22 protein-coding genes are annotated in these 21,968 nt (G+C 64.9%); 20 read left to right on the top strand and 2 right to left on the bottom strand.

Annotation, left to right across the window (positions count from 1 at the left end; genetic code table 11):
- The 9 genes from PIGHUM_RS15865 (at position 1) to PIGHUM_RS15905 (ending at position 9,187) form a co-directional block, all read left to right on the top strand.
- Positions 1–816, top strand: a complete 816-nt coding sequence (locus PIGHUM_RS15865; RefSeq protein WP_124080545.1) for an aspartate dehydrogenase — start codon at positions 1–3, stop codon at positions 814–816.
- Between the two features lie 35 nt (positions 817–851).
- On the top strand, positions 852–1,823 hold the full coding sequence (locus tag PIGHUM_RS15870; RefSeq protein WP_160142307.1) for a Bug family tripartite tricarboxylate transporter substrate binding protein: 972 nt from the start codon (positions 852–854) through the stop codon (positions 1,821–1,823).
- A gap of 330 nt (positions 1,824–2,153) precedes the next feature.
- Positions 2,154–3,086 (top strand): LysR family transcriptional regulator, encoded by a 933-nt coding sequence (locus tag PIGHUM_RS15875; protein WP_124080547.1) that lies wholly within the window; start codon positions 2,154–2,156, stop codon positions 3,084–3,086.
- Positions 3,087–3,249: 163 nt separating this feature from the next.
- Complete coding sequence (locus tag PIGHUM_RS15880) at positions 3,250–4,470, top strand: alpha/beta hydrolase (protein WP_124080548.1); 1,221 nt, start codon at positions 3,250–3,252, stop codon at positions 4,468–4,470.
- A gap of 26 nt (positions 4,471–4,496) precedes the next feature.
- Complete coding sequence (locus tag PIGHUM_RS15885; RefSeq protein ID WP_160142308.1) at positions 4,497–5,693, top strand: FAD-dependent oxidoreductase; 1,197 nt, start codon at positions 4,497–4,499, stop codon at positions 5,691–5,693.
- A gap of 39 nt (positions 5,694–5,732) precedes the next feature.
- The gene (locus PIGHUM_RS15890) at positions 5,733–6,686 is read left to right on the top strand and encodes a Bug family tripartite tricarboxylate transporter substrate binding protein (protein WP_124080550.1); all 954 of its coding nucleotides are present in this window, start codon (positions 5,733–5,735) and stop codon (positions 6,684–6,686) included.
- 15 nt (positions 6,687–6,701) lie between these two features.
- A complete protein-coding gene (locus PIGHUM_RS15895) occupies positions 6,702–7,082 on the top strand; it encodes a cupin domain-containing protein (RefSeq protein WP_124080551.1) in 381 nt (126 codons plus the stop codon).
- 16 nt (positions 7,083–7,098) lie between these two features.
- Positions 7,099–8,448, top strand: a complete 1,350-nt coding sequence (locus PIGHUM_RS15900; protein ID WP_124080552.1) for an amidase — start codon at positions 7,099–7,101, stop codon at positions 8,446–8,448.
- Positions 8,449–8,509: 61 nt separating this feature from the next.
- Positions 8,510–9,187, top strand: coding sequence for a DUF2848 domain-containing protein (locus tag PIGHUM_RS15905; protein ID WP_124080553.1), 678 nt, complete (start codon positions 8,510–8,512; stop codon positions 9,185–9,187).
- A 9-nt stretch (positions 9,188–9,196) separates the two neighbouring features.
- Here the strand turns inward: PIGHUM_RS15905 and PIGHUM_RS15910 are convergent, their stop codons facing one another.
- Positions 9,197–9,847: a TetR/AcrR family transcriptional regulator gene (locus tag PIGHUM_RS15910; protein ID WP_124080554.1), complete on the bottom strand. Its 651-nt coding sequence runs from the start codon at positions 9,845–9,847 to the stop codon at positions 9,197–9,199.
- A 157-nt stretch (positions 9,848–10,004) separates the two neighbouring features.
- Here PIGHUM_RS15910 and PIGHUM_RS15915 point away from each other — a divergent pair, with 157 nt between their 5' ends.
- From PIGHUM_RS15915 to PIGHUM_RS15930, 4 genes are read left to right on the top strand one after another with little or no spacing between them, the layout of a single operon-like run.
- The gene (locus tag PIGHUM_RS15915; RefSeq protein WP_124080555.1) at positions 10,005–10,457 is read left to right on the top strand and encodes a VOC family protein; all 453 of its coding nucleotides are present in this window, start codon (positions 10,005–10,007) and stop codon (positions 10,455–10,457) included.
- Positions 10,458–10,474: 17 nt separating this feature from the next.
- Complete coding sequence (locus PIGHUM_RS15920) at positions 10,475–10,921, top strand: SRPBCC family protein (protein ID WP_124080556.1); 447 nt, start codon at positions 10,475–10,477, stop codon at positions 10,919–10,921.
- Between the two features lie 11 nt (positions 10,922–10,932).
- On the top strand, positions 10,933–11,310 hold the full coding sequence (locus tag PIGHUM_RS15925) for a DUF1428 domain-containing protein (RefSeq protein WP_124080557.1): 378 nt from the start codon (positions 10,933–10,935) through the stop codon (positions 11,308–11,310).
- A 19-nt stretch (positions 11,311–11,329) separates the two neighbouring features.
- Positions 11,330–12,541 carry an MFS transporter gene (locus PIGHUM_RS15930; protein WP_124080558.1) on the top strand — a complete coding sequence of 404 codons (1,212 nt, stop codon included), beginning with the start codon at positions 11,330–11,332 and terminating at the stop codon, positions 12,539–12,541.
- A 32-nt stretch (positions 12,542–12,573) separates the two neighbouring features.
- Here the strand turns inward: PIGHUM_RS15930 and PIGHUM_RS15935 are convergent, their stop codons facing one another.
- A complete protein-coding gene (locus PIGHUM_RS15935) occupies positions 12,574–14,148 on the bottom strand; it encodes a hypothetical protein (protein WP_124080559.1) in 1,575 nt (524 codons plus the stop codon).
- A 118-nt stretch (positions 14,149–14,266) separates the two neighbouring features.
- Here PIGHUM_RS15935 and PIGHUM_RS15940 point away from each other — a divergent pair, with 118 nt between their 5' ends.
- The 7 genes from PIGHUM_RS15940 to PIGHUM_RS15970 all read left to right on the top strand — a co-directional run bounded on the left by PIGHUM_RS15940 (position 14,267) and on the right by PIGHUM_RS15970 (position 21,960).
- The gene (locus PIGHUM_RS15940; RefSeq protein ID WP_246013236.1) at positions 14,267–15,358 is read left to right on the top strand and encodes an LLM class flavin-dependent oxidoreductase; all 1,092 of its coding nucleotides are present in this window, start codon (positions 14,267–14,269) and stop codon (positions 15,356–15,358) included.
- A gap of 98 nt (positions 15,359–15,456) precedes the next feature.
- Complete coding sequence (locus PIGHUM_RS15945) at positions 15,457–15,957, top strand: sigma-70 family RNA polymerase sigma factor (protein WP_124080560.1); 501 nt, start codon at positions 15,457–15,459, stop codon at positions 15,955–15,957.
- An 89-nt stretch (positions 15,958–16,046) separates the two neighbouring features.
- A complete protein-coding gene (locus PIGHUM_RS15950; RefSeq protein WP_124080561.1) occupies positions 16,047–17,039 on the top strand; it encodes a FecR family protein in 993 nt (330 codons plus the stop codon).
- Between the two features lie 250 nt (positions 17,040–17,289).
- Complete coding sequence (locus PIGHUM_RS15955) at positions 17,290–19,749, top strand: TonB-dependent receptor (protein WP_160142309.1); 2,460 nt, start codon at positions 17,290–17,292, stop codon at positions 19,747–19,749.
- A 3-nt stretch (positions 19,750–19,752) separates the two neighbouring features.
- Complete coding sequence (locus PIGHUM_RS15960) at positions 19,753–20,019, top strand: hypothetical protein (RefSeq protein ID WP_124080563.1); 267 nt, start codon at positions 19,753–19,755, stop codon at positions 20,017–20,019.
- Position 20,020: 1 nt separating this feature from the next.
- The gene (locus tag PIGHUM_RS15965) at positions 20,021–20,314 is read left to right on the top strand and encodes a hypothetical protein (protein ID WP_124080564.1); all 294 of its coding nucleotides are present in this window, start codon (positions 20,021–20,023) and stop codon (positions 20,312–20,314) included.
- Positions 20,315–20,322: 8 nt separating this feature from the next.
- On the top strand, positions 20,323–21,960 hold the full coding sequence (locus PIGHUM_RS15970) for a PepSY-associated TM helix domain-containing protein (RefSeq protein WP_246013238.1): 1,638 nt from the start codon (positions 20,323–20,325) through the stop codon (positions 21,958–21,960).
- Positions 21,961–21,968: the final 8 nt, after the last annotated feature.

Here is a 21,968-nt window from a genome sequence, read left to right on the forward strand (position 1 = left end):
ATGAACGATGGGCAAGAACTGAGAGTCGGCATTGCCGTGCTGGGCACGATTGGCAAAGCGCTTGCCAAGGCGATCGATGCCGGAATTCCGGGAGTGCGGCTAGCCGCCGTGGCGGCGCGCAACCAGGCCGCCGCGGAGGATTGGCTGGCATCGTTGCGCCACAGCCCGCCCGTGGTGTCGTTCGACGCAATGGCCGAGCTCTGCGACGTCGTCGTGGAATGCGCTCCCGCCGCCTTGCTCGGCGACATCGCCGCCCCCGTTCTCAAGGCCGGAAAGACCATCATCGTCCTGAGCTGCGGCGCCTTACTCGAGAAGCAGGAGCTGGTCGAGCTGGCGCGTGTCCACGGCGGCCACATCCACGTTCCCACGGGCGCCTTGCTGGGCCTGGACGCGGTCATTGCCGCCGCGGAAGGTCACATCCGATCCGTGCGCATGATTACGCGCAAACCGGTGCGCGGACTGCTGGGCGCCCCGTATCTGGCAGAGCACGGCATCGACATCGACGCGATCGAAGAACCGCTGAGGATTTTTTCAGGAACCGCCCGCGAGGCCGCAACCGGCTTTCCGGCGAACCTGAACGTCGCGGTCGCCTTGTCTCTTGCGGGAGTCGGGCCGGACGACACCCATCTGGAGATCTGGGCGGATCCCGCGCTCACTCGCAATACCCATTCGATCGTCGTCGATTCCGACGCGGCCCGGCTGGAAATGACGATAGAGAACATTCCCAGCGAGAACCCGAAAACCGGACGCATCACCGCGCAAAGCGTGGTGGCCCTGCTGCGCAAATTCGGGGCGCCCCTGCGCATGGGCACATAACAGAAATGGCGCGTTACTCAACGTCGGAGCACACCATGATGAACGTCAAGACTTTCTCGAAGGCTGCCTTTACAACGATGGCGCTGGTTCTGGGCGTCTGTGCGCACGCCGAATGGCCGGAGCGCCCGATCACCCTGGTGGTGCCCTGGCCGCCGGGCGGCGGGGTGGACGCCGCGGCCAGGCTGGCGGCTCCCTTGATGTCGAAAGCGCTGGGGCAGCAGGTCGTCGTGACGAACAAGGCAGGCGCGACCGGCAATATCGGCGCCGAGTCGGTTGCCACGTCCGCGCCGGACGGCTACACGCTGCTCTGGAGTTCGCTCAGCAGCCACGCCATCAATGCATCGCTCTACCAGAACATCCCGTTCGACCTGGAGAAGAGCTTCGCGCCGATCTCCGTATTCGGCCGCATTCCGTTTGCCATCATGGTCAACCCGAGCGTGCCGGCCAACTCCGTTCAGGAACTGATCGCGCTGGCCAAGGCCAAGCCCGGTTCGCTCTCCTTCGGCTCGAGCGGAAACGGCTCGACCTCGCACCTGTTCGGCGAGATGTTCCAGCGCGCCACGGGCGTCAGCCTGCTGCACGTTCCCTACAAAGGCATCGCGCCCGAGATCGTCGACCTGGTCGGCGGCCAGATCAATATGAGCATCGAAAGCGTTTCCGCGACCCTGCCCCACTTCCGCAGCCAGAAACTGCGCCCCCTGGCGGTCGCCACGCCCGAACGCATCTCGCTGCTGCCGGACGTGCCCACCACGGACGAGGCCGGACTCAAGGGCTACCGGGCCAGCGCCACGCTCGTTGCCGCGGCTCCCGCCGGGACGCCCGCCCCTATCGTGGAAAAGCTGAACGGCGTCATCAACCGGGCGCTTGCCGACAAGTCCATCCAGGAGCAATTGCTGGGTTTGTCCATCATTACGATCAACCCGTCGCCTGCCGAGTCCGCGAAAATGATCCACGACGAGATCAGCACCTTCAGGACGGTCATCCGCGAGGCGAATATCCAGCCTTGAGGGGCCAGCTCGCGCCCTCTGCAAGACACCCGCCCCGTCCCGCTCGCGGACGAGGGCCGGTGTCGAGGAGCTCCCTCGGATCTCCTTTCGTATTCACGCGCGTCGGCCTTGCCGTCGGCGCGCTTCGACTCATCCCGCTCACTCCTGCTGCCCTGGCAACCGCTGCCAGATCTCGAAATCGAGGGTACGATTCTTCACAAGACGGGGATGCGTGAGCCGACGTCGAGAGGGCTCCGGACGTCGAGCAAACGATCGCGGCAGCCAGACGATCCCGCCGCTCCGGACGAGGACCGGCGCTCGCGGGACCATGTTGCCTGAGCGAACGGGACGATGAATCTACGCTTTTTGGAAACCTTCATCTGGCTGGCGCGGCTCCGCAATTTCCGCATGACGGCGGAGAAGCTGCACACGACGCAGGCGGCCGTGTCGAATCGCATCAGCACCCTGGAGCGGGACTTCGGCGTGCGGTTGTTCGAACGCGGCACGCGCGGCGTCACCCTGACGCAGGAAGGCACGCGCGCGCTGGCGCATGCCGAGCGCATCCTCAAGCTGGCGCAACGGATGCAGAACGACGTGGCCGACCGCAGCACGCTGTCGGGCATCATCCGCATCGGCGTCGTCGAGTCGGTCGTGCATACCTGGCTGCCCGACTTCCTGCGACGGCTCGGCGAGCTCTATCCGCGCGTCATCATCGAGTTGACCAGCGACACGGCCCTGCCACTGTGCGAACAACTGCTCAATGGCAGCCTGGACCTGAGCCTGCAAACGGTGCCAGTCGCCGGCGACGAGATCGTCAATAGCGAACTTGGCCGCTATGCCATGCAATGGGTCGCAAGCCCCGCACTGGCGCTGCCGCCCGGGCCGCTAGACCTCCCAAGCCTCGCCGCTTTCCCCATCATCAGCTTCCCGCGCAATTCGGTCGGCCATCGCGCAATGGAAGAGTTGTTCGCGGAGGTTTCCGTCGACATCGTCCGCATCAACTGCATCGCCTCGGTGGCGGCGATGATCCGCCTGGCCCAGAGCGGCTTCGGCGTGGCCGCGCTGCCGCCGGCCGTGATCCTGCGCGAACTGGAGGAAGGGACGCTGCGGCTGTTGCCGGTGGAGCAGGCGTTCCCGGAGTTCTCGCTGATCGCGTCCTGCCGAAGCGGGCCCGAGCATCTGCTGCTGGATGCCATCGTGCGCCTGGTGCGCGAAGTGTTCCGCGACTATGCCGCCGGCGCCCCGGCCGGGTTCGTGTTGCCGCCGGCCGCCGGCTGGTCCTGACCGCCGTGCCGCGCAATCGCCCACAAGAATTATCGATGGGCGGCGGACAAATTAACTTGTTGGACACCCGGGACGCGACTTCCTATTCTGACCCGGCGTATTCGTTCCTGCGAAGCCACGGGGCCCGCATGGCGATGCGCCGACATCGAATAGGAGGCGCCGAATGGGTGCAAGGCGGTTTCACGAGCAGAAATGGCTGATCGACAGCGTAATCGCGACGGTCGGCCTGGACTGGGACCAATTACGGATGGCCGTTACGGTTGCGCCCACCGGGTTCGAGGGGATGGGCGACTGGAACGTCATGGCCAAGACCGTCCACCGCTATGACGAAATCACGCCCTGCTTCATCGACGGCGCCGAACGCCGCGAAGTGCGGGCGCGTCAGGCACTGGCGCGCCGGGACCTGGTCACGGCGCGGGAATCCTTCCTCGTGGCGTCTCTCTACTTCGGGCTTGCCCAATGGCCCATCGATAGCGTGTCGCCGCTCAACATCGAGCTGGGCCGCCGCAAAGTCGATTGCTACGCCCAATTCGCGGCGCTGGCCAACCGGCGCATCGAACGCGTCGAGATCCCGATGGGCGATCACACGCTGCCCGGCTGGCTGCACCTGCCGCCCGGGGTCGAAGGGCCGTGCCCGGTCGTCATCATGCTGCCCGGCATGGATACGCTCAAGGAACAGCTGGCCTGGGCTTACGGCGACAAGATTCTCGAACGGGGAATGGCAGCGCTGGCGATCGACGGCCCGGGCCAGTACGAAGCGCGGCTCAGCGGCCTGACCGTCACCGCCGACAACTTCGGCGACGCCGGGAAGGCTTGCGTGGCATGGATAGACCGGCGCCCGGATCTGGACTCCGACCGCATCGGCGTGTTCGGCCGAAGCTTCGGCTCCTATGCCGGCACCGTGATGGGCAACGCCATCGCCGACCGCGTGCGCGGCGTGGCGGTAGGACTGCCCTGCCACGAACCCGGGTTCTTCACCATCTTCGAAGAAGCCTCTCCCACCTTCAAGAACCGCTTCATGTTCATGGCGGGCTATGAAGACGAGGCGCAGTTCGATGCCTTCATCAGGGGGTTCGACCTGCGCGCCAAAGTGGGTTCGCTCACCTGCCCCTACCTGGTCGTGGGCGGCGATCTGGACGAACTCTCGCCGATCAAGCACACCTACGAGCTGGCGCGCCACGTGCCAGGTCCGGTGGAGCTGGTCATCTACCAGAACGAACGGCATGCGCCCGGCCGCGCGCCTTCCGCCCAGCTCGGTCCGCACTGGTACTCGATGATGGCGGACTGGCTGGCGGCGCGCGTGCGGGACGGCAGCCCGCAAGCCGACAGCCGCTTCCTGTACGTCAAGTCTTCGGGCGAAACCGAGGAACGGCCCCTCCCCTGACGTTCAATGTTCTGGAGTACATGCATATGGCAATCAAGCAAGTGATCGTGGCCGGCGCCGGACCGGTGGGCATGCTTTGCGCGTTCCGGCTCGCCCGCGCCGGCATCCCGGTGACGGTGTTGGAACGTGGAACCGATCTGGCTGAAGATCTGCGCGCCTCGACCTGGCATCCACCTACCCTCGACATGATGGAAGAACTGGGCCTGGCGGACGACATCATCCGCATGGGCCTGATCGCGCGGTACGTCCAGTACCGGGATCGCCGCTCGGGAACGGTTGCCGAGTTCGACATGGATCTGCTGCGCGGCGAGACCGGACATCCCTATCGCGTGCAGTGCGAGCAGTTCAAATTCACCCGCCTGGTCTACGAACGGCTGTCTGCGTTTCCCCATTGCCGGGTACTGTTCGGCGCGCGCCTGACAGGCTTCGAGCAGGATGCCGATAAGGTGACGGTAATCATGGATCGTGGCAACGGCTCCGAAAGGCTGGAGGCGGACTACCTGATCGGTGCCGACGGCGCGTGGAGCACGGTGCGCCGCGTCGCCGACATCGAGTTCGAGGGCATGACCTATCCGGAGCGCTTCTATGTGGCCACCACCGCCTTCGAGTTCGCGGACGTCCTGCCGCGCCTGTCCTACGTCAACTACGTGGCCGATACCGAAGAATGGTTCCTGCTGTTGAAGGTGCCGGGATCGTGGCGCTGCCTGTTCCCGACCAGGGTCGACGAGACGGACGAAGAGGTCGTTTCCGATGCCCGGACGCAGGCGCGTCTGCAAGGCGTGCACCCGCGCAACGAACCCTACCGGACGCTGCACCGAACGATCTATGCCGTGCACCAGCGCGTGGCGCGCAAGTACCGGCAGGGACGCGTCGTACTGGCCGGCGACGCCGCGCACATCAACAACCCATTGGGCGGCATGGGCATGAATGGCGGGCTGCATGACGCGATGAGCCTGTGCACCGCCCTGGAACGGATAGACCGCGCCGAGGCGGACGAGTCGGCGCTGGACGGCTATGAGCGGCAGCGCAGGCCGATCGCGATCGAATACATCAACGCCAGCACCCAGCGCAACAAGAAGGTGATGGAAGAGCGCGACCCCGAGGCTCGCCGCCGCAGTCAGGAAGAGATGTGCCGCCAGGCGGAGGACTCCGTCCGGGCCAAGGAATTCTTGAAGAAAAGTTCGATGATCGACGCCCTGCGCGCCGCGGGGCAGCTTCGCTAGCTTCACCCGTTTCCTATCTTTGCGACATTGGAGAAGTCCATGAACGTGCTGAAAACGATGTTCGCCGTCTGCCTCATGATGTTGGCGCCGCAATTGCATGCGCAGTCCTGGCCCACGCGGCCCGTGCGGGTCATCGTCCCGTTCGCGGCCGGCGGCAATACGGATTCGATCGCCCGCCTGACCGCCGAACGGCTGTCGAAGATCTTCAACCAGCAATTCATAGTGGAAAATCGCGCCGGCGCCGGCGGCGCTATCGCTGCCGAGACCGTGGCCCGGGCCGAACCCGACGGCTATACGCTGTTTCTGTCGTCGATCACTCAGGTCTCGGTGCTGCCCTTTCTTCAGAAAGTCAGCTACGACTCGGTGAAAGATTTCGCGCCGGTCAGCATCATCGGCAGCAACGGCCTGATCCTTGGCATCTCGGCCTCGCTGCCCGTCAGCACCTTTCCGGAACTGATCGAGTACATCCGCAAGCAGCCGACCCGCTTTCCCTATGCGACCGCCGGCGTAGGCGCGCTGTCCCATCTCGCGGTGGTCGAACTGGCGCGCCGGGCAAAGCTCGAGGTGCAGGACGTCAACTACAAGGGCGGCGCGCTGGCGATGGCCGACGTGCTGAGCGGCCAGGTGCCCCTGTACTTCGGCAACCTGTCCGACTACATGGGCCATGCCGGCAATCCGAGGCTCAAGCTGCTGGCGACGTCGTCCAGCCGGCGCACCCCCAAGTTTCCCGAGTTGCCGACCGTGGCGGAGGCCGGCTACCCCGGTTATGAAGTCGTGACGTGGAACGGCCTGCTCGCGCCGGCCCACACCCCCGCCCCGATCATCGACCGGCTCGCGCGCGAGATCCAGGCGCTGACCCGCGAGCCGGAATTCATCGCCGGCCTGGACAAACTGGGCGTCGATCCGGTCGGCAACACGCCGGCGCAGTTCGCCGAAACCATCCGCGCCGACATGAAGCTCTACCAGACGCTGCTGCAGCCGGCAGGCAACTGATTCAGGGAGACTCGCATGCCGGTCAACAAACACCACGACGAGTTCCATACGCTTGACATGTCGACGGGGTGGGAGATCCCGCCCGGCTACCCGGCGGGAATGGAGCAGAAAATCATCTCCGGCGCTCTCGACGAAGCAAAACGTCGCGGCACGCGTACGCGGCTCCTGCGCTTCGCGCCGGGCGTATTCACGACTGCGCCGTTCGTTCACGACTACTGGGAAGAGGTCTATCTGCTCAGCGGCGACCTGACCGTCGGCAGCGATGCGAACGGGGAAGGAGGAACGCCGTTCGCCCCGAATACCTATGCCTGCCGCCCGCCCGGCGCCTATCACGGGCCGTTCAAGTCTCATGGAGGCTGCATGCTTATCGAGATCCATTACTACGACCCGGTCTGACCGGACCTTCATCGAAATGCTTATTCCGCACACACTCGAAAGCCTGGCCGCCGCGCTCGCTCGCGGAACGCTGCGCAGCCGGGATCTGGTCGAGGATTGCCTGGCGCGCGCGGCCGATCCCGACGGCGAAGGCGCCCGCGCCTACGTGCGCCTTAACCCCGAACAGGCGCGGCGTGCCGCCGACGAGGCCGATCGCCGCCGCCGTATCGGCTCGCCGTCTGAGCCGTACGCCGGCATCCCGATTTCGGTGAAGGACTTGTTCGACGTCGAGGGCGAGGTCACCATGGCGGGTTCCGTCGTGCTGCGAGGCCAGGCGCCCGCCCGCGCCGATGCGCCGAGCGTGGCGCGATTGCGGCGTGCCGGCTTCATCATTCTCGGACGCAGCAACATGACGGAGTTCGCCTACTCCGGACTCGGGCTGAACCCCCACTACGGCACACCGCGCAATCCCTACGACCGCCGAAGAGGGCGCATCCCGGGTGGGTCGTCCTCCGGCGCGGCCGTATCCGTGGCCGACGACATGGCGGCTATCGGACTGGGCACGGATACCGGCGGATCGTGCAGGATTCCCGCGGCGCTGTGCGGCCTGACAGGCTTCAAGCCGACCTCGGCGCGCATTCCCCTGGACGGCGTATTGCCGCTTTCTCCCAGCCTGGACAGCGTCGGAACCATAGGCCGCTCGGTCGACTGTTGCGCGGCCGCCGACGCCATCCTGGCCGGCGGCGCGGTCCCTCCCATTGGCATCGCGCCGCTGGCCGGCCTGCGCATCGGCGTGCCCCGGACCATCGTCCTGGATGACCTCGATGCCGACGTCGCGGCGGCGTTCGATCGCGTGCTGCGCCGCTTGGGCCGGGCCGGCGCGATCGTGGTCGACGCAGCTTTCGGCGAATTCGCCGAGCTGGCCGCGATCAATGCCAACGGGGGCCTGCCGGCGATCGAGTCGTATGCGATGCACGGCGCCCAGATGCAGCGCGACGGCGACCGATACGATCCTCGCGTCCGCGCGCGCATCGAACTCGGCGCGGGACAGGACGCCGGGGCCTACCGCGCCCTGCAAGACCGGCGCGCCGACTGGCAGCGGCGGGTAGGCCGGCGCATGGCCGATTTCAACGTCATCGCGATGCCGACCGTGCCCACAGTGGCGCCGGCTTTCGACGAAGTGGCGGAGGATGGCGATTACACGCGCATCAACCTGCGCATGCTGCGCAATCCGGCGATCGTGAACTTCCTCGACGGCTGCGCCATTTCGCTGCCGTGCCATCGCGCCGGCGACGCGCCGGTAGGCTTCACGATAGCGGCACGGGCCGGCCAGGACCTCCGCTTGTTCGCCATCGCGCGGGCGGTGGAATCGTTGCTGAGAGACTGAGCCGCTACGCAGCGGCCAAGCACTATGCGGCCAGGCCGCCCCCTTTCCTCCGGAGCCTCCCATGCGTTTTACCGTACAAACCCAGGCAGGACCGCGGTCGCTCGATATCGACATCGACCGCCTCGTCATCGCCGGCTGGACCGGCCGCGACGTCCAGGCCATGGAACACCACATCCAGGAACTCGAAGCGCTGGGCATCCCGCGCCCGGCGCGCACGCCCATGTTCTACCGGGTCGCCGCCGCCCGCCTGGGCGTCTTCGACAGCGTACAGAGTCCAGGCGAAGCCAGCAGCGGCGAAGTGGAATTCATGCTGCTGCGCCATGCCGGCCGCGTCTACGTCGGCGTGGCCTCGGATCACACCGATCGCGAGGTCGAAGCCTACAGCGTCACCGTATCCAAGCAGATGTGCGACAAACCATGCGCCGACACCCTCTGGCCTTTGGAAGAAGTCCACGCGCATTGGGACCGTCTGCTGTTGCATTCGTGGATCCGCGAGCACGGACGGATGACTCGCTACCAGAGCGGACCGGCCACCACGATGCTGGATCCCGCCGCGCTGCTCGAGGACATGGCCGGCTTCGAGCCGTTCGAGAACGGCACGGCGGTTCTGGGCGGCACGCTGGCGGCCATCGGCGGCGTGCGGCCCAGCGAGCGGTTCGAGTTCGAGCTGGAAGACCCGCTGCTGAAGCGAAGTATCCGGGGCGGCTACGACATCGTCCCATTGCCCTTGAGGGGATGAGCGACCCGCTCATAGCCCGTTCTCGACCATGCGCAGCAGCCGCCCGCCCAGCGCTCCGCGCACGGCTGGCGGCGCACGGCGCAGCGGCCCGTCGATGATCAGCAGCGCCAGGCCATGCACCGACGACCAGGCCAGGAACTCGGCGCCCGGCCGCCGGTCCGCGGGCAGCACGCCGGCCTGCACCATCGCGTCCAGCGCGTAGCTCAGCAACTCGAAAGGGTTGAGTCCCTTCTCGGCGGTGCGCGCCGGATCCGCCGGCACTTCCACGTCGAATGCGCCGAACGCGAATGCCGTGCGAAACCACCCCGTCTCCGTCTGCGCGAACCCCAGGTAGCCACGCCCCACGCCGGCCAGCATGGCGCGTGCGCGCTCGGCGGGGTCGTGCAATGCCTCGGCCTTCCGCAACTCCTCCTCGATCGCCTGCGCCAGCGCGCCCAAGGTAGCGGCGCGCACCGCCTCGAACAGCGCCTGATGGCTGGCGAAATGGCGGTATGCCGCGTTCGGCGCCACACCTGCGCGGCGCGTGGCCTCGCGCAGCACCACCGCCTGCGGCCCGCCTTCTCGCGCCAGCGCCAAGCCTGCTTCGACCAGCGCGGCGCGCAAGTCGCCATGGTGATAGGTCTTGCGGGGACCGGGCGAGGCGGGAGAGGCGGTGGCCATGGATGTTCCGGATACGAGTAACTACTTACAAAGAAAGCAGGCTTTCGATGTGGACAGCGTCCATTTTAGCCTCTAGGATATGTGAACATTGTCCACATATCCACCCAGGGGGGTGCGGCGCGTGATCGGACCGGCCGCCCGTCAGCAGGAGACGCCCATGCAATTCGTTCCCTACTTGAACTTCGACGGCGATTGCGCCGAGGCCATGGCTTTCTACGCCGAACTGTTCGGCGGCCGGGTCGTGCACCAGTCCACCTTCGGCGAGATACCGCCCGGCTCGGGCATGCCGCCGCTGCCGGAAGCCGCCAAGAACCGCCTCATGCACGCCCAGCTGCAGGTGGGCCAGCAGACCATCATGGCCTCGGACACCCTGCCCGCCACACCGGAGCAGCCTGCCGAGGCATGCGCGGGCGGCTACCTGAAGCCGCAGGGCATGTGGGTGTCCATCTGCGTGGACAGCGCCGCGGAAGGCCAGCGCGTCTTCGACGGCCTGGCCCGCGGCGGCCAGGTGGCCATGCCGTTCCAGGCCACGTTCTGGTCATCCGGCTTCGGTATGGTTACCGACCGCTTCGGCACGCCGTGGATGGTCAACGTCGCCGTTCAGGCCTGAAGATCAAGGAGACCCACATGTCCACCGGAACCATCCATCTCCATCGCGTGCTGCGCACCACGCCCGACAAGCTCTACCGCGCCTTCGTGAATGGCGCGGCCCTGACCAAGTGGCTGCCGCCCTACGGCTTCGTCTGCCACGTCCATCAGTTCGACGCCCGCGTCGGCGGGGGCTTCAAGATGTCGTTCGAGAATTTCACGACCGGCCACAGCCACTCCTTCGGCGGCCGATACCAGACTCTGGAACCGGGCAAGCTCGTCCAGTACACCGACACCTTCGACGACCCCAACCTGCCCGGCGACATGCATGTGACGGTGAAGCTGCGCGAGGTTTCCTGCGGCACGGAAATCCACATCGAGCAATCCGGCATTCCCGAAGCCATTCCCGTCGAGGCGTGCTATCTCGGCTGGCAGGAATCGCTCGCGCAGCTCGCCCACCTCGTCGAACCCGATATTCCCGAATAAAGGAGATCCCCATGCACTACGTCGATGGTTTCGTCGTGCCGGTGCCCCGCGCCAATCTGGACGCCTATCGCGCGCTCGCGCAAAAAGCGGGCGAGGTATGGCTGGAGCACGGTGCCTTGCAGTACTTCGAATGCGTGGGCGACGACGTGCCGGCCGGCAAACAGACCTCCTTCCCCCAGGCCGTACAGCTCAAGGACGACGAGGTGGCCGTGTTCGCGTGGATCGTCTACGCGTCGCGCACGGAGCGCGACCGCATCAACGCGCTGGTGATGCAGGATGCGCGTATCGCCTGCCCGCCCGAGAACCTGCCCTTCGACGGCATGCGCATGTTCTGGGGCGGCTTCACCGGGCTGGTCGAGCTGGGCTGGGGCAGCGCGCCGGACGCCTGAACGCCCCGTGGGAAATGCCATGAGCCACCCCTATCGCTGGGTCATTGTCGCGGTCGGGGGCCTGCTGGGCTGCGTCGCCGCCGGCGCGATGTTCTCGCTCCCCGTTTTCCTGCGGCCGATGGCGCAGGACACCGGCTGGTCCGTCACCGGCATATCGACCGCGATGACCATCGCTTTCCTCGCCATGGGCGCGGCCAGCCTGGCCTGGGGCAGCCTGTCCGACCGCTACGGCCCCCGCCCGGTGGTGCTGGCGGGATCGGTCGTGCTGGCGGCGAGCCTGGCGCTCGCCAGCCGGGCGACGTCGCTGGGCGGGTTCCAGCTTCTGTTCGGCCTGTTGGTGGGCGGATCGATCGCCGCGATCTTCGCGCCGATGATGGCATGCGTCACCGGCTGGTTCGACACGCAGCGCAGCCTGGCCGTCTCGCTGGTTTCTGCCGGCATGGGCATGGCGCCGATGACCATGGCCCCGCTCGCCGCCTGGCTGGTTACCGCCCAGGGCTGGCGCGGCGCGATGCTGGCCATCGCCGGCATCGTGGCGGCGCTGATGATCCCCGCCGCGCTGCTGGTGCGCCGGCCGCCGGCCCTGGAGGCCGCGCAGGCCGGAATGGCCGTGGACGAGCGGCCGGCGGACATGGCCGTCGCCCACGCGGTGCGCTCGCGGCAGTTCGTCCTCCTGATGCTGGCGAACTTCTTCTGCTGCGCCACGCATTCGGGGCCGATCTTCCACACGGTGAGCTATGCCGTGACCTGCGGCATCCCGATGATCGCCGCCGTCTCGATCTACAGCATCGAGGGGCTGGCCGGCATGTTCGGCCGCATCGGCTTCGGCCTCGCGGGCGACCGCTTCGGCGCGCAGCGCGTGCTCGTCGTCGGCCTGCTGGCGCAGGCCTTCGCCGTGCTGGCTTACGTGTCCGTCAGCCGGCTCGGCGGCTTCTATGCGGTAGCCGCGGTGGTCGGTTTCATCTATGCCGGCACGATGCCGCTCTATGCCGTGATCATCCGCGAGAATTTCCCGATGAAGATGATGGGCACCATCATCGGCGCCTCGGCGATGGCCGGCAGCCTCGGCATGTCCACGGGGCCGCTGCTCGGCGGCTTGATCTATGACCGCATGAGCAGCTACACGCTGATGTACGTCGGCTCGTGGGGCATGGGGCTGGCGGCGATGCTGGTCCTGATGGCGTTCCGGCCTTTTTCGAGGAGCAGGAGCGCGGCGGTGGGCGCTGGATAAGGCTTGGTGCGGAAGCGCCCAGGCCGGCGCGATCAACGCGCCGGGCTCACCGGAAACGACGCGAAGAAACGCTTGCCGGCCGGGTCCTCGTAGGCATTCACCGTGTAGCCCGTCTTGGTGTCGGTGATCGCGGCGCCCAGCAGCCGGCCCTGCGGCTGTCCGGTGGCGGGATCGCGGGCCACCGCGCCGTCGATCTCCACATACGATACGAAAGACGCGGCAGCCAGATCGTCGGTCACCGCCACGCCGTGGTCCTGGCTGGGCACGGTGAACACGGCGCCCGGCGGATTGGCGGCGGGCTGGTTGCCTGACCCGCCCGGGTTGTAGACGGCGGCATAGGCGCCCGACGAGGGCAGCCGAACCTCGAAGATCCGCGCCATGGCCGCCAAGTCGCCGGACAGGATGACGTCGTACTGGTTGTCGTGGTCTTCCACGTAGCCGGCATCGTAGCGCTCCTGCCGCAAACCGGTATCCGCCAGCCCGACCACGCGCACCGTGCCGTAGCCGTCTATCGCATAGCTTTTGTCCACCTCCGCCAGCTCCACCACATTGCCGGACCGGTCTCTGGCCTTCAACAGGAAAAAACGGCCGTAGTCGTCGGGCCGGATGCTGGCAATGCCGTCGGGCGAAAAACCGGCGCTCGTATAAATGCGCACACGGTATTCGGCCTGCTCGCCGTAGAGATCCTCGCCGCTGTTCGCGGCGGAGTTGGGCTGCGACTGCGGCCCGCCCTCGCCCAGGCCGGAATAGAGATTGAGCTTGGCCGCCACCATGCGCGGGCCGTTGCCCGGCACATAGGGGTTGCCGCTTTCGATGCCCAGCCCAGCCGCCGGCACCAGGCCTTGCGGGGTGACGAACATCATGGGCGTGTCGGCGTCGACGACGTCCACCCGCGTCGGATACTCCGCACCGGGCTGGCCCGGCGCCACGCGATTGCCCCAGTAGCCGGTCAGCACCACGGTCTGGCGCTCGTTGTATTCCAGGTTGGGGATGAAGCTCGCGGTGACGGGCGTGACCGTCCGGCCGTCGTTGAGCGTGACGCGGAACGCCTCGGGGCTGACCGAGGCAGGCAGCACCGGATGGCTGAACACCACCGGAATGGTATCCGCCAGCAGCACGTCCACGCCGTAGAGGGCGCGGAACGCGGCGACACCCACGGCCGAATAATAGGCACGCGCGGGAGCACCGAGATCGGGATCCAGATCCTGCCATGCCACGTTGTGGATCTGGGCGGCCATCCGCGCCTCGCTGCCGGTGCCGACGAGCCCGGGCACGCCCATGTAGCCGTCGAAACCATAGTTGGCTGTGATGATGCGCGGCTGTCCGCCGTAGAAATCCGCCCCCAGCACGATATTCGTGGCCAAGGCCGGCGAGCTCGGCACTTGGTCGGCGTTGACCGTGGCGAGGTATGCCTGCAGCGGCGCGGCGAGTTCGCTGTACACCAGGCCTCCGCGGGGGTCGGGGTAAGGCGGATCGTTGCTGCTGCCTTCATCGCCGCCGCAGGCCGCCAGTGCCAGCGCCGCCGCGACGCAGGCGGCGAGCCGGTTCGAGCCGGGCGTCCTGCGCCAGGAGCCATGGACGCCACGGTTCGTCTTGTCTGGGCACACGATGAGACTCCATTGTGAGATAGGAACGAGGCCCGCTGCCGACAGGCCGGAGCGCCCGCGGCGCTTTCGGCACATTTTGTGCTGACGCACGGCGCCGGCGACATACCATGGACATGGTATGTCGCCCGCCTCCCCGCCTTCCCCGGAAACTTGGCATAGTGGCGGCTACCCCTACAAGGCGCATCGCATGAAAAAGATCGGATTCCTTTCGTTCGGCCATTGGACGCCCTCGCCCCAATCGCAGACTCGCTCGGCGGCGGACGCGCTCCTGCAATCCATCGATCTGGCCGTGGCGGCCGAGGAACTCGGGGCCGACGGCGCCTATTTCCGGGTGCACCACTTCGCCCGCCAGCTCAGTTCGCCCTTTCCCCTGCTGGCTGCCGTCGGCGCGAAAACCCGCCGCATCGAGATCGGCACCGGCGTGATCGACATGCGTTACGAGAACCCGCTCTACATGGCCGAGGATGCGGGCGCGGCCGACCTCATTGCAGGCGGCCGCCTGCAGCTCGGCATCAGCCGAGGCTCGCCCGAGCAGGTGATCGACGGCTGGCGCTACTTCGGCTACCAGCCCGGCGAAGGCCGGACAGGCGCCGACATGGCGAGGCAGCACACAGAGGCCCTGCTCGGCGTCTTGCAAGGCAAGGGCTTCGCCCAGCCCAGCCCGCGCCCGATGTTCCCCAACCCGCCCGGCCTGCTGCGCATCGAGCCGCATTCGGAAGGCTTGCGCGACCGCATCTGGTGGGGCTCGAGCTCGAACGCGACCGCGGCCTGGGCCGCCAAGCTCGGCATGAACCTGCAGAGCTCGACGCTAAAGGACGACGAGACGGGCGAGCCATTCCACGTCCAGCAGGCTCAACAGATCCGAGCCTACCGCGAGGCCTGGAAAGAGGCCGGCCATGCACGGGCGCCCCGCGTCTCGGTAAGCCGCAGCATCTTCGCGCTCGTGAACGAGCAGGACCGGATGTACTTCGGGCGCAGTGGCCAGGAAGACGACTCAATCGGATTCATCGACGATAAAACCCGCGCGATCTTCGGCCGCAGCTATGCCGCGGAGCCGGACCGGCTGGTCAGGCAGCTCGCGCAGGACGAAGCCATTGCCGAGGCCGACACTTTGCTGCTGACGGTGCCGAACCAGTTGGGCGTCGACTACAACGCGCATGTCATTGAATCGATATTGACGCTTGTGGCGCCGGCGTTGGGGTGGCGGTGAAGCGGCCGACGGCCCCTCCTCGTCGAAACCACCGCATCTAAATGAGAATTATTGTTAACATAAAGGGTTTAATACGCTGACTCATTCTCCTATTCGCCATGCCCCGCCCACCCGCGCCCAAGAAAGGCTGGCTCGCCCATTACAGCGAGCTGGTTGCGGCGTGGAGGCGCAAGAATCCACAAGATGGCGAAGATGCGATGCAGGATGCCGTGGTGGGCATGTTGGAGAATGGCTTGATCGCTGTCGAGAACCCTCGTGGATATTTGGCGCGCAGCATCTCGAACGGACTGGTAGACCGCTATCGTCGGCGCAGCGCGATAGACTTCCAACCGCTGGAGGAGTTGGACGAAAATGAACACCCCGCCGTCCAGGACAGCCAGACATCCCTCTATACGAAGGAAGTGCTGGATGCGTTGATGGCCGCGCTGGAAGAGTTGCCGCTCAGTTGCCAGAAAGTCTATATACGGCATCGCCTGGAAGGCTGGAGCCATGCCGAAATTGCGGCTGACCTGGGCATTTCCCGCAGTATGGTCGAAAAACATATGAATCGCGCGCTGCTGCACATTCATGAGAGGTTACAAAAATACTCCCCCTATTGATTGGGGTGTCGACCCCTCCCAAACGTCTTAAATGATGAGAGGGCACAAAACTCCAGACTTCAGCATGCTGTACAGCGTAGCGGCCGCTAATGACCCTTGACGACCCAAACTCCTCCAACGATTTGCGCAAAGATGCCGTGCGTTGGCTCACGCGGATGCATTCGGGCGAGGCGACGCGCGAGGAAGTCGATGCCTGCGCGGCTTGGCGCCGTGCCGATCCCGAGCACGAACGCATGTATCGCAGCGTGGAGTTCTTCTGGCAGGCATCAGGCCATCTTCCCGAGAAAAAATGGCGTGCCATCCTGGCGCGGGAAGAAAACGCATCGCCCAAGCCGAGATCGTTCTCGCGGCGTGAATTCGGATGGGGGCTGGCCGGCGCCTGTGCCGCAGCCCTTGCGGCAGTCGCTGTGCCTCAGCTTCGGCCGTCGCGATTGGAATACCAGCACACGGCAAGCACCCGGCCTGGGGAACGCCGCGATATCGCGCTGCCCGACGGTTCGGTCCTGAATCTGAACGTGGACACGCATTTGGAAGTCGCGTTCTATGAGAGCCAGCGAGTTGTTGCGCTGACGAGAGGCGAAGCGTTCTTCAGCGTCAAGTCCGACCCGGGCAGAGCCTTCCTCGTCAAGGCAGGCGATACCGTCGTAAAGGTGACGGGAACCCGGTTCAATGTCCGGCATGACGCCGGCGGCGTGCGGGTAGGCGTGAAGTCCGGTTCTGTCAACGTGTCCGCGGGGCCTTGGTGGGACAAGTCTCGCCGTGACCTGATCGCCGGCCAGACCGTTGCGATTGGAGCGGACGAACAAGTCAGCGAGGTAGCAACGGCCTCCATTGCGAACCTTACCGCCTGGCGAGAAGGCAAGATCGTGTTCGACAATGCGCCGCTGGCGCAAGTGGTCGAGGAAATGAGCCGCTACTTGCCGCGCCCGATCCGGCTGGATGCCCCCCATCTGCGCGACTTCCGTGTGGCGGGGGTGTTCAACATCGACAATCCCCAATCCATGATGATGGCGCTGCCGGCCATCGCGCCGGTCCGATTGAGCCAGTTGTCCGACGGGCGCGTCTCCGTCCGAGCGCGATAGGCGCACAACGGGATTCCGTTCCTTGATGGCGTGCCCCTGGTCGCCGACAGGCGCGCCGGCCGCATGCCTTCGTCCTTCCCGCACCGAAGTTACAAAATAGTTCTCGTTTCCATTGGGGCGATCCACCCGGGTATCCGTCTTTCCTAATGAGGGGGATGGTTTCTGCACATGCGGACATGCCCTGGGCGGAAATTTGGCAAAGGGTTGCGGCGCAAGTCCGCCAAAGCCCATGACCTGGAAACGGAATACGGTGAAGAACCAAAGACGATACCAATCTCGTGTCTCGCGCACTTCCACGGCCCTGGGGACGCTATCGATCTCGGTCGCGATGGCGTTTGGCATTGCATTGCCCGAGGCGAAAGCACAGGACGCCGCAGTCCAGATCAACCTTCCTGCGCAGCCTCTCGGCCAAGCGCTGCTTCAACTGGGAAGAGAGACCTCTCTGCAAATCTTTTATCCCCAGCAACTCGTGCAGGGCTTGCAGGCACCCGCTGTCTCGGGACACCTGACGCCGGAGCAGGCGCTGCGCCAACTGTTGCAGGGCACAGGCATCAATTATTCCTGGCAGGGCGACAGCGTAATCCTTTCGCGGCTGGCATCGGGAGAAATATCGCAGCTGGCGCCGGTGACCGTCATCGGCTCCTTGCCGGGGGCCTTGCCGCCTCCCTATGCGGGCGGCCAGGTAGCCACGGGGGGGCAAGTTGGAATGCTCGGCAATCGGGATGTGATGGACACGCCGTTCAGCCAAACCAGCTACACCAACAAGACGATTCAGGACCAACAGGCGCGGACGGTTCAGGATGTATTGAACAATGATCCCTCCGTCGTAGCGAGCACTTCGAGCGGCACCCCCCACGATTACCAGGTCATCCGGGGATTTGGGGGTTATGGAACCGACGGAACCCGCACCCTCAATGGCTTGGCCGGTATGGCACCGCTGTTTTTCCCATCGTCCGACTACATCGAACGCGTGGAGATTCTAAAAGGCCCAAGCGCACTCCTGAACGGCATGACGCTTGCGTCCGCAGCGGTCACCGGCGCTATTGGCGGCTCGGTCAACCTGGTCACGAAGCGGGCAACGAATGAACCGATCACGCAGCTGACCACGCGCTATGTGTCGAAATCCCAAATTGGCACGCATCTCGACGTCGGCCGTCGTTTCGGAGCAAGCAAAGAATTCGGTATCCGATTCAACGGATCCATCGACGGCGGTCATACGCCAGTCGATGGGCAACGCTCGAAACTCGGCGCCGCGGCGCTCAACCTCGACTATGCCGGCGAACGTGTCCGGCTGTCAGCAGACTTTGCCCATCAATCCCAAACGCTGGATCCGAATGGGGTATACATCCAGGCTCGGTCCGTAGCCGGCTCGCTATCATCTTTTCCCAGCGCGCCAAACTCGACAGTGAGCCTCGTTCCTTCCGGGTCGGAATATAAAACCAAATCAACCATGGGCATGGTACGAGGCGAAGTCGATATACGCGAGGACGTCACAGCCTATGCCGCCATAGGCAAGCAGACTTCAGAAACCGACTTGAATGGCTACGAAAAGGTCCGGCTGCTCGACGGTACCGGCCGATACAGTATCGCGCGGGAAATACAACACTATTCGCGGGATATCCTATCCATGCAAGGCGGCATTCGGGCCAAAGCGAATACCGGCCCGGTAAATCATGCTTTGAGCCTTAACCTGTCGCGGTCGGAACTTACATACAAACGCGCAGAGTCCGAAGGATCCGCTTCGGTCATAGATTCCCTATACAACCCTGTATTTCCACTCCTGCCCTCTGTTGCGGATCCCGGCGATCCCAGGAAGAGCTCCCAGACGAGGGCGTCCAGCATTGGCTTTGCAGACACCTTATCCATACTCGACGAGCGTATCCAGTTCATGGCTGGAATTCGCTATCAGGAAGCGGGTATCAAGGATTTCAATCTCACGACAGGACTGCAATCCTCGAAATACGACTCCCATGCCTGGACTCCTGCGTTCGGGCTGGTCGTCAAGCCGTGGGAAAACGTTTCGCTCTATGCCAACTATATCGAGGATCTGAGAGCAGGAACCACCGTCGGCACGACGTACGCCAATGCTGGCGAGGTATTACCGCCGTACGTCAGCAAACAGCACGAGGCCGGCGTCAAAGCCGACTGGGGCCAGGTGACGACGACATTGGCGGTATTCCAGATCGCCAAGGCTGCTTCAATTTCCATAGACGATCCCGCGGGCGGGGCCCCGACATTGGCGCAGAACGGAGAAGAGCGCAATCGCGGCATCGAACTGAACGCCTATGGCCAACTCATGCCCGGCGTTCGCCTGTTGGGCGGGCTCACCCTGCTCGACGCCCGGCTGACCAAGACCGAAGGCGGTACTCTCGACGGCAAAAGGAACGACACCGCTCCGAAAGCCCGCGCGGTGATTGGAGCGGAATGGGACACGCCCTTCATGGAAGGGCTGACCCTCATCGGTCGCCTGACCCATACTGCCGATTCCGTTGTCTCGACCTCCTCCGGCGTCACTATTCCGTCATGGACCACGGTAGACCTTGGCGCACGCTATACCTTCAGTTCTCCCTGGAACAAAAAGCCGGTCACTGTCCGTTTCAATGTCGATAATGTCTTCGACAAAAACTACTGGGCCGGCACTTATGCGTCCGGCTTCGTGTACCGAGGCCAGCCGAGAACCTTTCGCCTTTCGGCAACATTCGCTTTCTGAACCATGATCGTCGTTCTCGCGCTGACGCTGATCATTCTCGGTTGTGCGTGCCTTTACCTCGCCAGCCCGAATCAAAAATGGCGTTCGCGGCCTCTCCCGCGGACGCCGCTTCGGGGCGCTGGCGGTCTGCTGCTGGTGGCCGGCCTTGCTGCATGGGTCGCGGCGTCGCGGCCCTTGTCCGGTTTCTTCGTCACCCTGCACGTTGCGATGGTATGCCTGTTCGCCTTCCCCTACATCGCCGCGCTTCGCGCACCTCGGCGGAAGGACTGACATGGCGAGCGAAATCCGCCCCGACTGGTGGGCAAAGGCCAGCGCCGGGGCCATCCTCGGACTGGGCCTGGCGCTCTCGCTAGTCGGCCTTTACGCCTATCTGGGGCCGGGGGGCATAGATGCGCCGGGTGGGCGCTACTCGCTGATGCGCTATCTGGAGGCGTTCGTCTGGATCGCGGTGTTCGGCTTTTGCTTCCTGTTTCGCAGCGGTCGTTCGGCTTGGGCGTGGCTCGGCGCTGCGAACCTCATCGCCTTCGCGGCGCTTTTTGCTTGCCGCTTCCATTTCTTCGCGTGAGGACACGCATGATCCGCGCCGATATCGTCAAGCTCTACAAGACGGTCCACACATGGACCGGCATCACTTGCGGCTTTGCCCTGTTCATCGCCTTCTATGCGGGCGCGCTCACGATGTTCAAGGAGCCGATCGCGCGTTGGGCGTCACCGCCCGCCGTAGGCGTGGCAGCGGTTCCTTTGGACGATGCGCCCCGTCTCCTGGAGCTGGTTGCCGCGGCGCATCCCGAAGCGCGGGAGGAAGGGATCAAGCTGCATCTGTGGGGACATGAGAACGAACCTGCGCGAGTGACGTGGGAAGAGGACGCGCCGCATCAAGAAGGGCACGCTCACGAACACGTGCATTGGTGGGCGACGCTCAAGCCTGACGGCACGCTACTGGCGAAGCAGGAGGAGCCGTCCGAACTGGCGGATTTCATCAATCACATCCACATGCGCGTCGGGATTCCCGAACCGTGGGGATCCTATTTGATGGGGGTGATCTCGCTGCTCTACGGCGTGGCGCTGATCTCCGGTGTAATCGTGCTGCTGCCGTCGCTCATAAAGGATTTGTTCGCGCTGCGCGTCGGCAAGAATCTCAAGCGGATGTGGCTGGATGCCCACAATATCGTCGGAATCACAGCGCTCCCATTCCACATCGTGATGGCGATAACCGCGACCGCATTGAGCTTCAGCCACGAAATCTGGTCCATGCAAGAAACTGTCATTTTCGGCGGCAAGCAAGCCATCTTGGACGATCGCGATAACGAGCCATACAGAGCGCCAAAGCCGATCGGCGAGGCGGCTGAAATGATGGCGCCCTCACAGTTGCTCCAGAAACTCAAAGTGCAGGCCCCCGATTTCGAGCCCCGCTTCATGATTTTCAAGAATATCGGAGACAAAGCCGCTTCGGTGAGAGTCCCCGGAGCCGAGCGTGGCTATGTCGGAGATACCCATCTTGGGGGCGTCATGCTCAGCGCCGTGACCGGCGAATCGCTCAAAGACAGCACACGTCCATCGCGTCAGGATCCGGATCGTCGAGCGTCGGAGACGTTCTACGGCCTGCACGCGGGGCAGTATGAAGGGGCGACGATTACGTGGGCATACTTCTTCCTGGGCTTTTCCGGCGCGTGGCTGTTTTATAGCGGCAACCTGCTTTGGATCGAGACACGCCGCAAGAAGGTTCGCAAGGGCGGCGACGCCGAACAGTCGCGCTCGACGCGCCTTTTGGGCAGCGCAACGGTAGGCGTTTGCCTCGGCTGCGTGGTTGGCCTCTCGCTCACCATCGTTGCCGCCAAGTGGCTGCATGGCCGCGTCGCCGATCTCAATCATTGGCATGAATATATCTATTACGCCGCGTTCCTCGCCTCGGTCGCCTGGGCCTTCGCCTGGGGCGCGGCGCGCTCGGCCGTGCACCTGCTGTGGCTGTCCGCCGCTGCGACGATCGCGATCCCGCTGACCACGCTGGCTGCGCTGCTTCTCCCGACGCTCGGCATGTGGGCGCACGGCAGCGCCGCGACCATCGGCGTTGATGTAGTCGCCTTCATCGCCGCGCTCTGCTTCGCCTGGATGGCGGTCGCTACCACCCGCCGGATCAGGAACGGCCCTGCTGACAGCATCTGGTCCATCCGAAAGGCTGGCCTGGGAAGGGACTCAAAACGTTCTGAATAACAATAGAA

The organism is Pigmentiphaga humi (assembly GCF_900606115.1).
GTDB lineage: Bacteria > Pseudomonadota > Gammaproteobacteria > Burkholderiales > Burkholderiaceae_B > Pigmentiphaga > Pigmentiphaga humi.

Excerpts from the sequence above, each read along its gene's own strand:
- PIGHUM_RS15900 (WP_124080552.1), top strand. The coding sequence starts at position 7,099 with ATGCTTATTCCGCACACACTCGAAAGCCTGGCCGCCGCGCTCGCTCGC.
- PIGHUM_RS15905 (WP_124080553.1), top strand. The coding sequence starts at position 8,510 with ATGCGTTTTACCGTACAAACCCAGGCAGGACCGCGGTCGCTCGATATC.
- PIGHUM_RS15910 (WP_124080554.1), bottom strand. The coding sequence starts at position 9,847 with ATGGCCACCGCCTCTCCCGCCTCGCCCGGTCCCCGCAAGACCTATCAC.
- PIGHUM_RS15895 (WP_124080551.1), top strand. The coding sequence starts at position 6,702 with ATGCCGGTCAACAAACACCACGACGAGTTCCATACGCTTGACATGTCG.
- PIGHUM_RS15970 (WP_246013238.1), top strand. The coding sequence starts at position 20,323 with ATGATCCGCGCCGATATCGTCAAGCTCTACAAGACGGTCCACACATGG.
- PIGHUM_RS15950 (WP_124080561.1), top strand. The coding sequence starts at position 16,047 with ATGACCCTTGACGACCCAAACTCCTCCAACGATTTGCGCAAAGATGCC.
- PIGHUM_RS15885 (WP_160142308.1), top strand. The coding sequence starts at position 4,497 with ATGGCAATCAAGCAAGTGATCGTGGCCGGCGCCGGACCGGTGGGCATG.
- PIGHUM_RS15865 (WP_124080545.1), top strand. The coding sequence starts at position 1 with ATGAACGATGGGCAAGAACTGAGAGTCGGCATTGCCGTGCTGGGCACG.
- PIGHUM_RS15880 (WP_124080548.1), top strand. The coding sequence starts at position 3,250 with ATGGGTGCAAGGCGGTTTCACGAGCAGAAATGGCTGATCGACAGCGTA.
- PIGHUM_RS15875 (WP_124080547.1), top strand. The coding sequence starts at position 2,154 with ATGAATCTACGCTTTTTGGAAACCTTCATCTGGCTGGCGCGGCTCCGC.
- PIGHUM_RS15930 (WP_124080558.1), top strand. The coding sequence starts at position 11,330 with ATGAGCCACCCCTATCGCTGGGTCATTGTCGCGGTCGGGGGCCTGCTG.
- PIGHUM_RS15925 (WP_124080557.1), top strand. The coding sequence starts at position 10,933 with ATGCACTACGTCGATGGTTTCGTCGTGCCGGTGCCCCGCGCCAATCTG.
- PIGHUM_RS15965 (WP_124080564.1), top strand. The coding sequence starts at position 20,021 with ATGGCGAGCGAAATCCGCCCCGACTGGTGGGCAAAGGCCAGCGCCGGG.
- PIGHUM_RS15915 (WP_124080555.1), top strand. The coding sequence starts at position 10,005 with ATGCAATTCGTTCCCTACTTGAACTTCGACGGCGATTGCGCCGAGGCC.
- PIGHUM_RS15945 (WP_124080560.1), top strand. The coding sequence starts at position 15,457 with ATGCCCCGCCCACCCGCGCCCAAGAAAGGCTGGCTCGCCCATTACAGC.
- PIGHUM_RS15870 (WP_160142307.1), top strand. The coding sequence starts at position 852 with ATGATGAACGTCAAGACTTTCTCGAAGGCTGCCTTTACAACGATGGCG.
- PIGHUM_RS15920 (WP_124080556.1), top strand. The coding sequence starts at position 10,475 with ATGTCCACCGGAACCATCCATCTCCATCGCGTGCTGCGCACCACGCCC.
- PIGHUM_RS15940 (WP_246013236.1), top strand. The coding sequence starts at position 14,267 with ATGTCGCCCGCCTCCCCGCCTTCCCCGGAAACTTGGCATAGTGGCGGC.
- PIGHUM_RS15890 (WP_124080550.1), top strand. The coding sequence starts at position 5,733 with ATGAACGTGCTGAAAACGATGTTCGCCGTCTGCCTCATGATGTTGGCG.
- PIGHUM_RS15960 (WP_124080563.1), top strand. The coding sequence starts at position 19,753 with ATGATCGTCGTTCTCGCGCTGACGCTGATCATTCTCGGTTGTGCGTGC.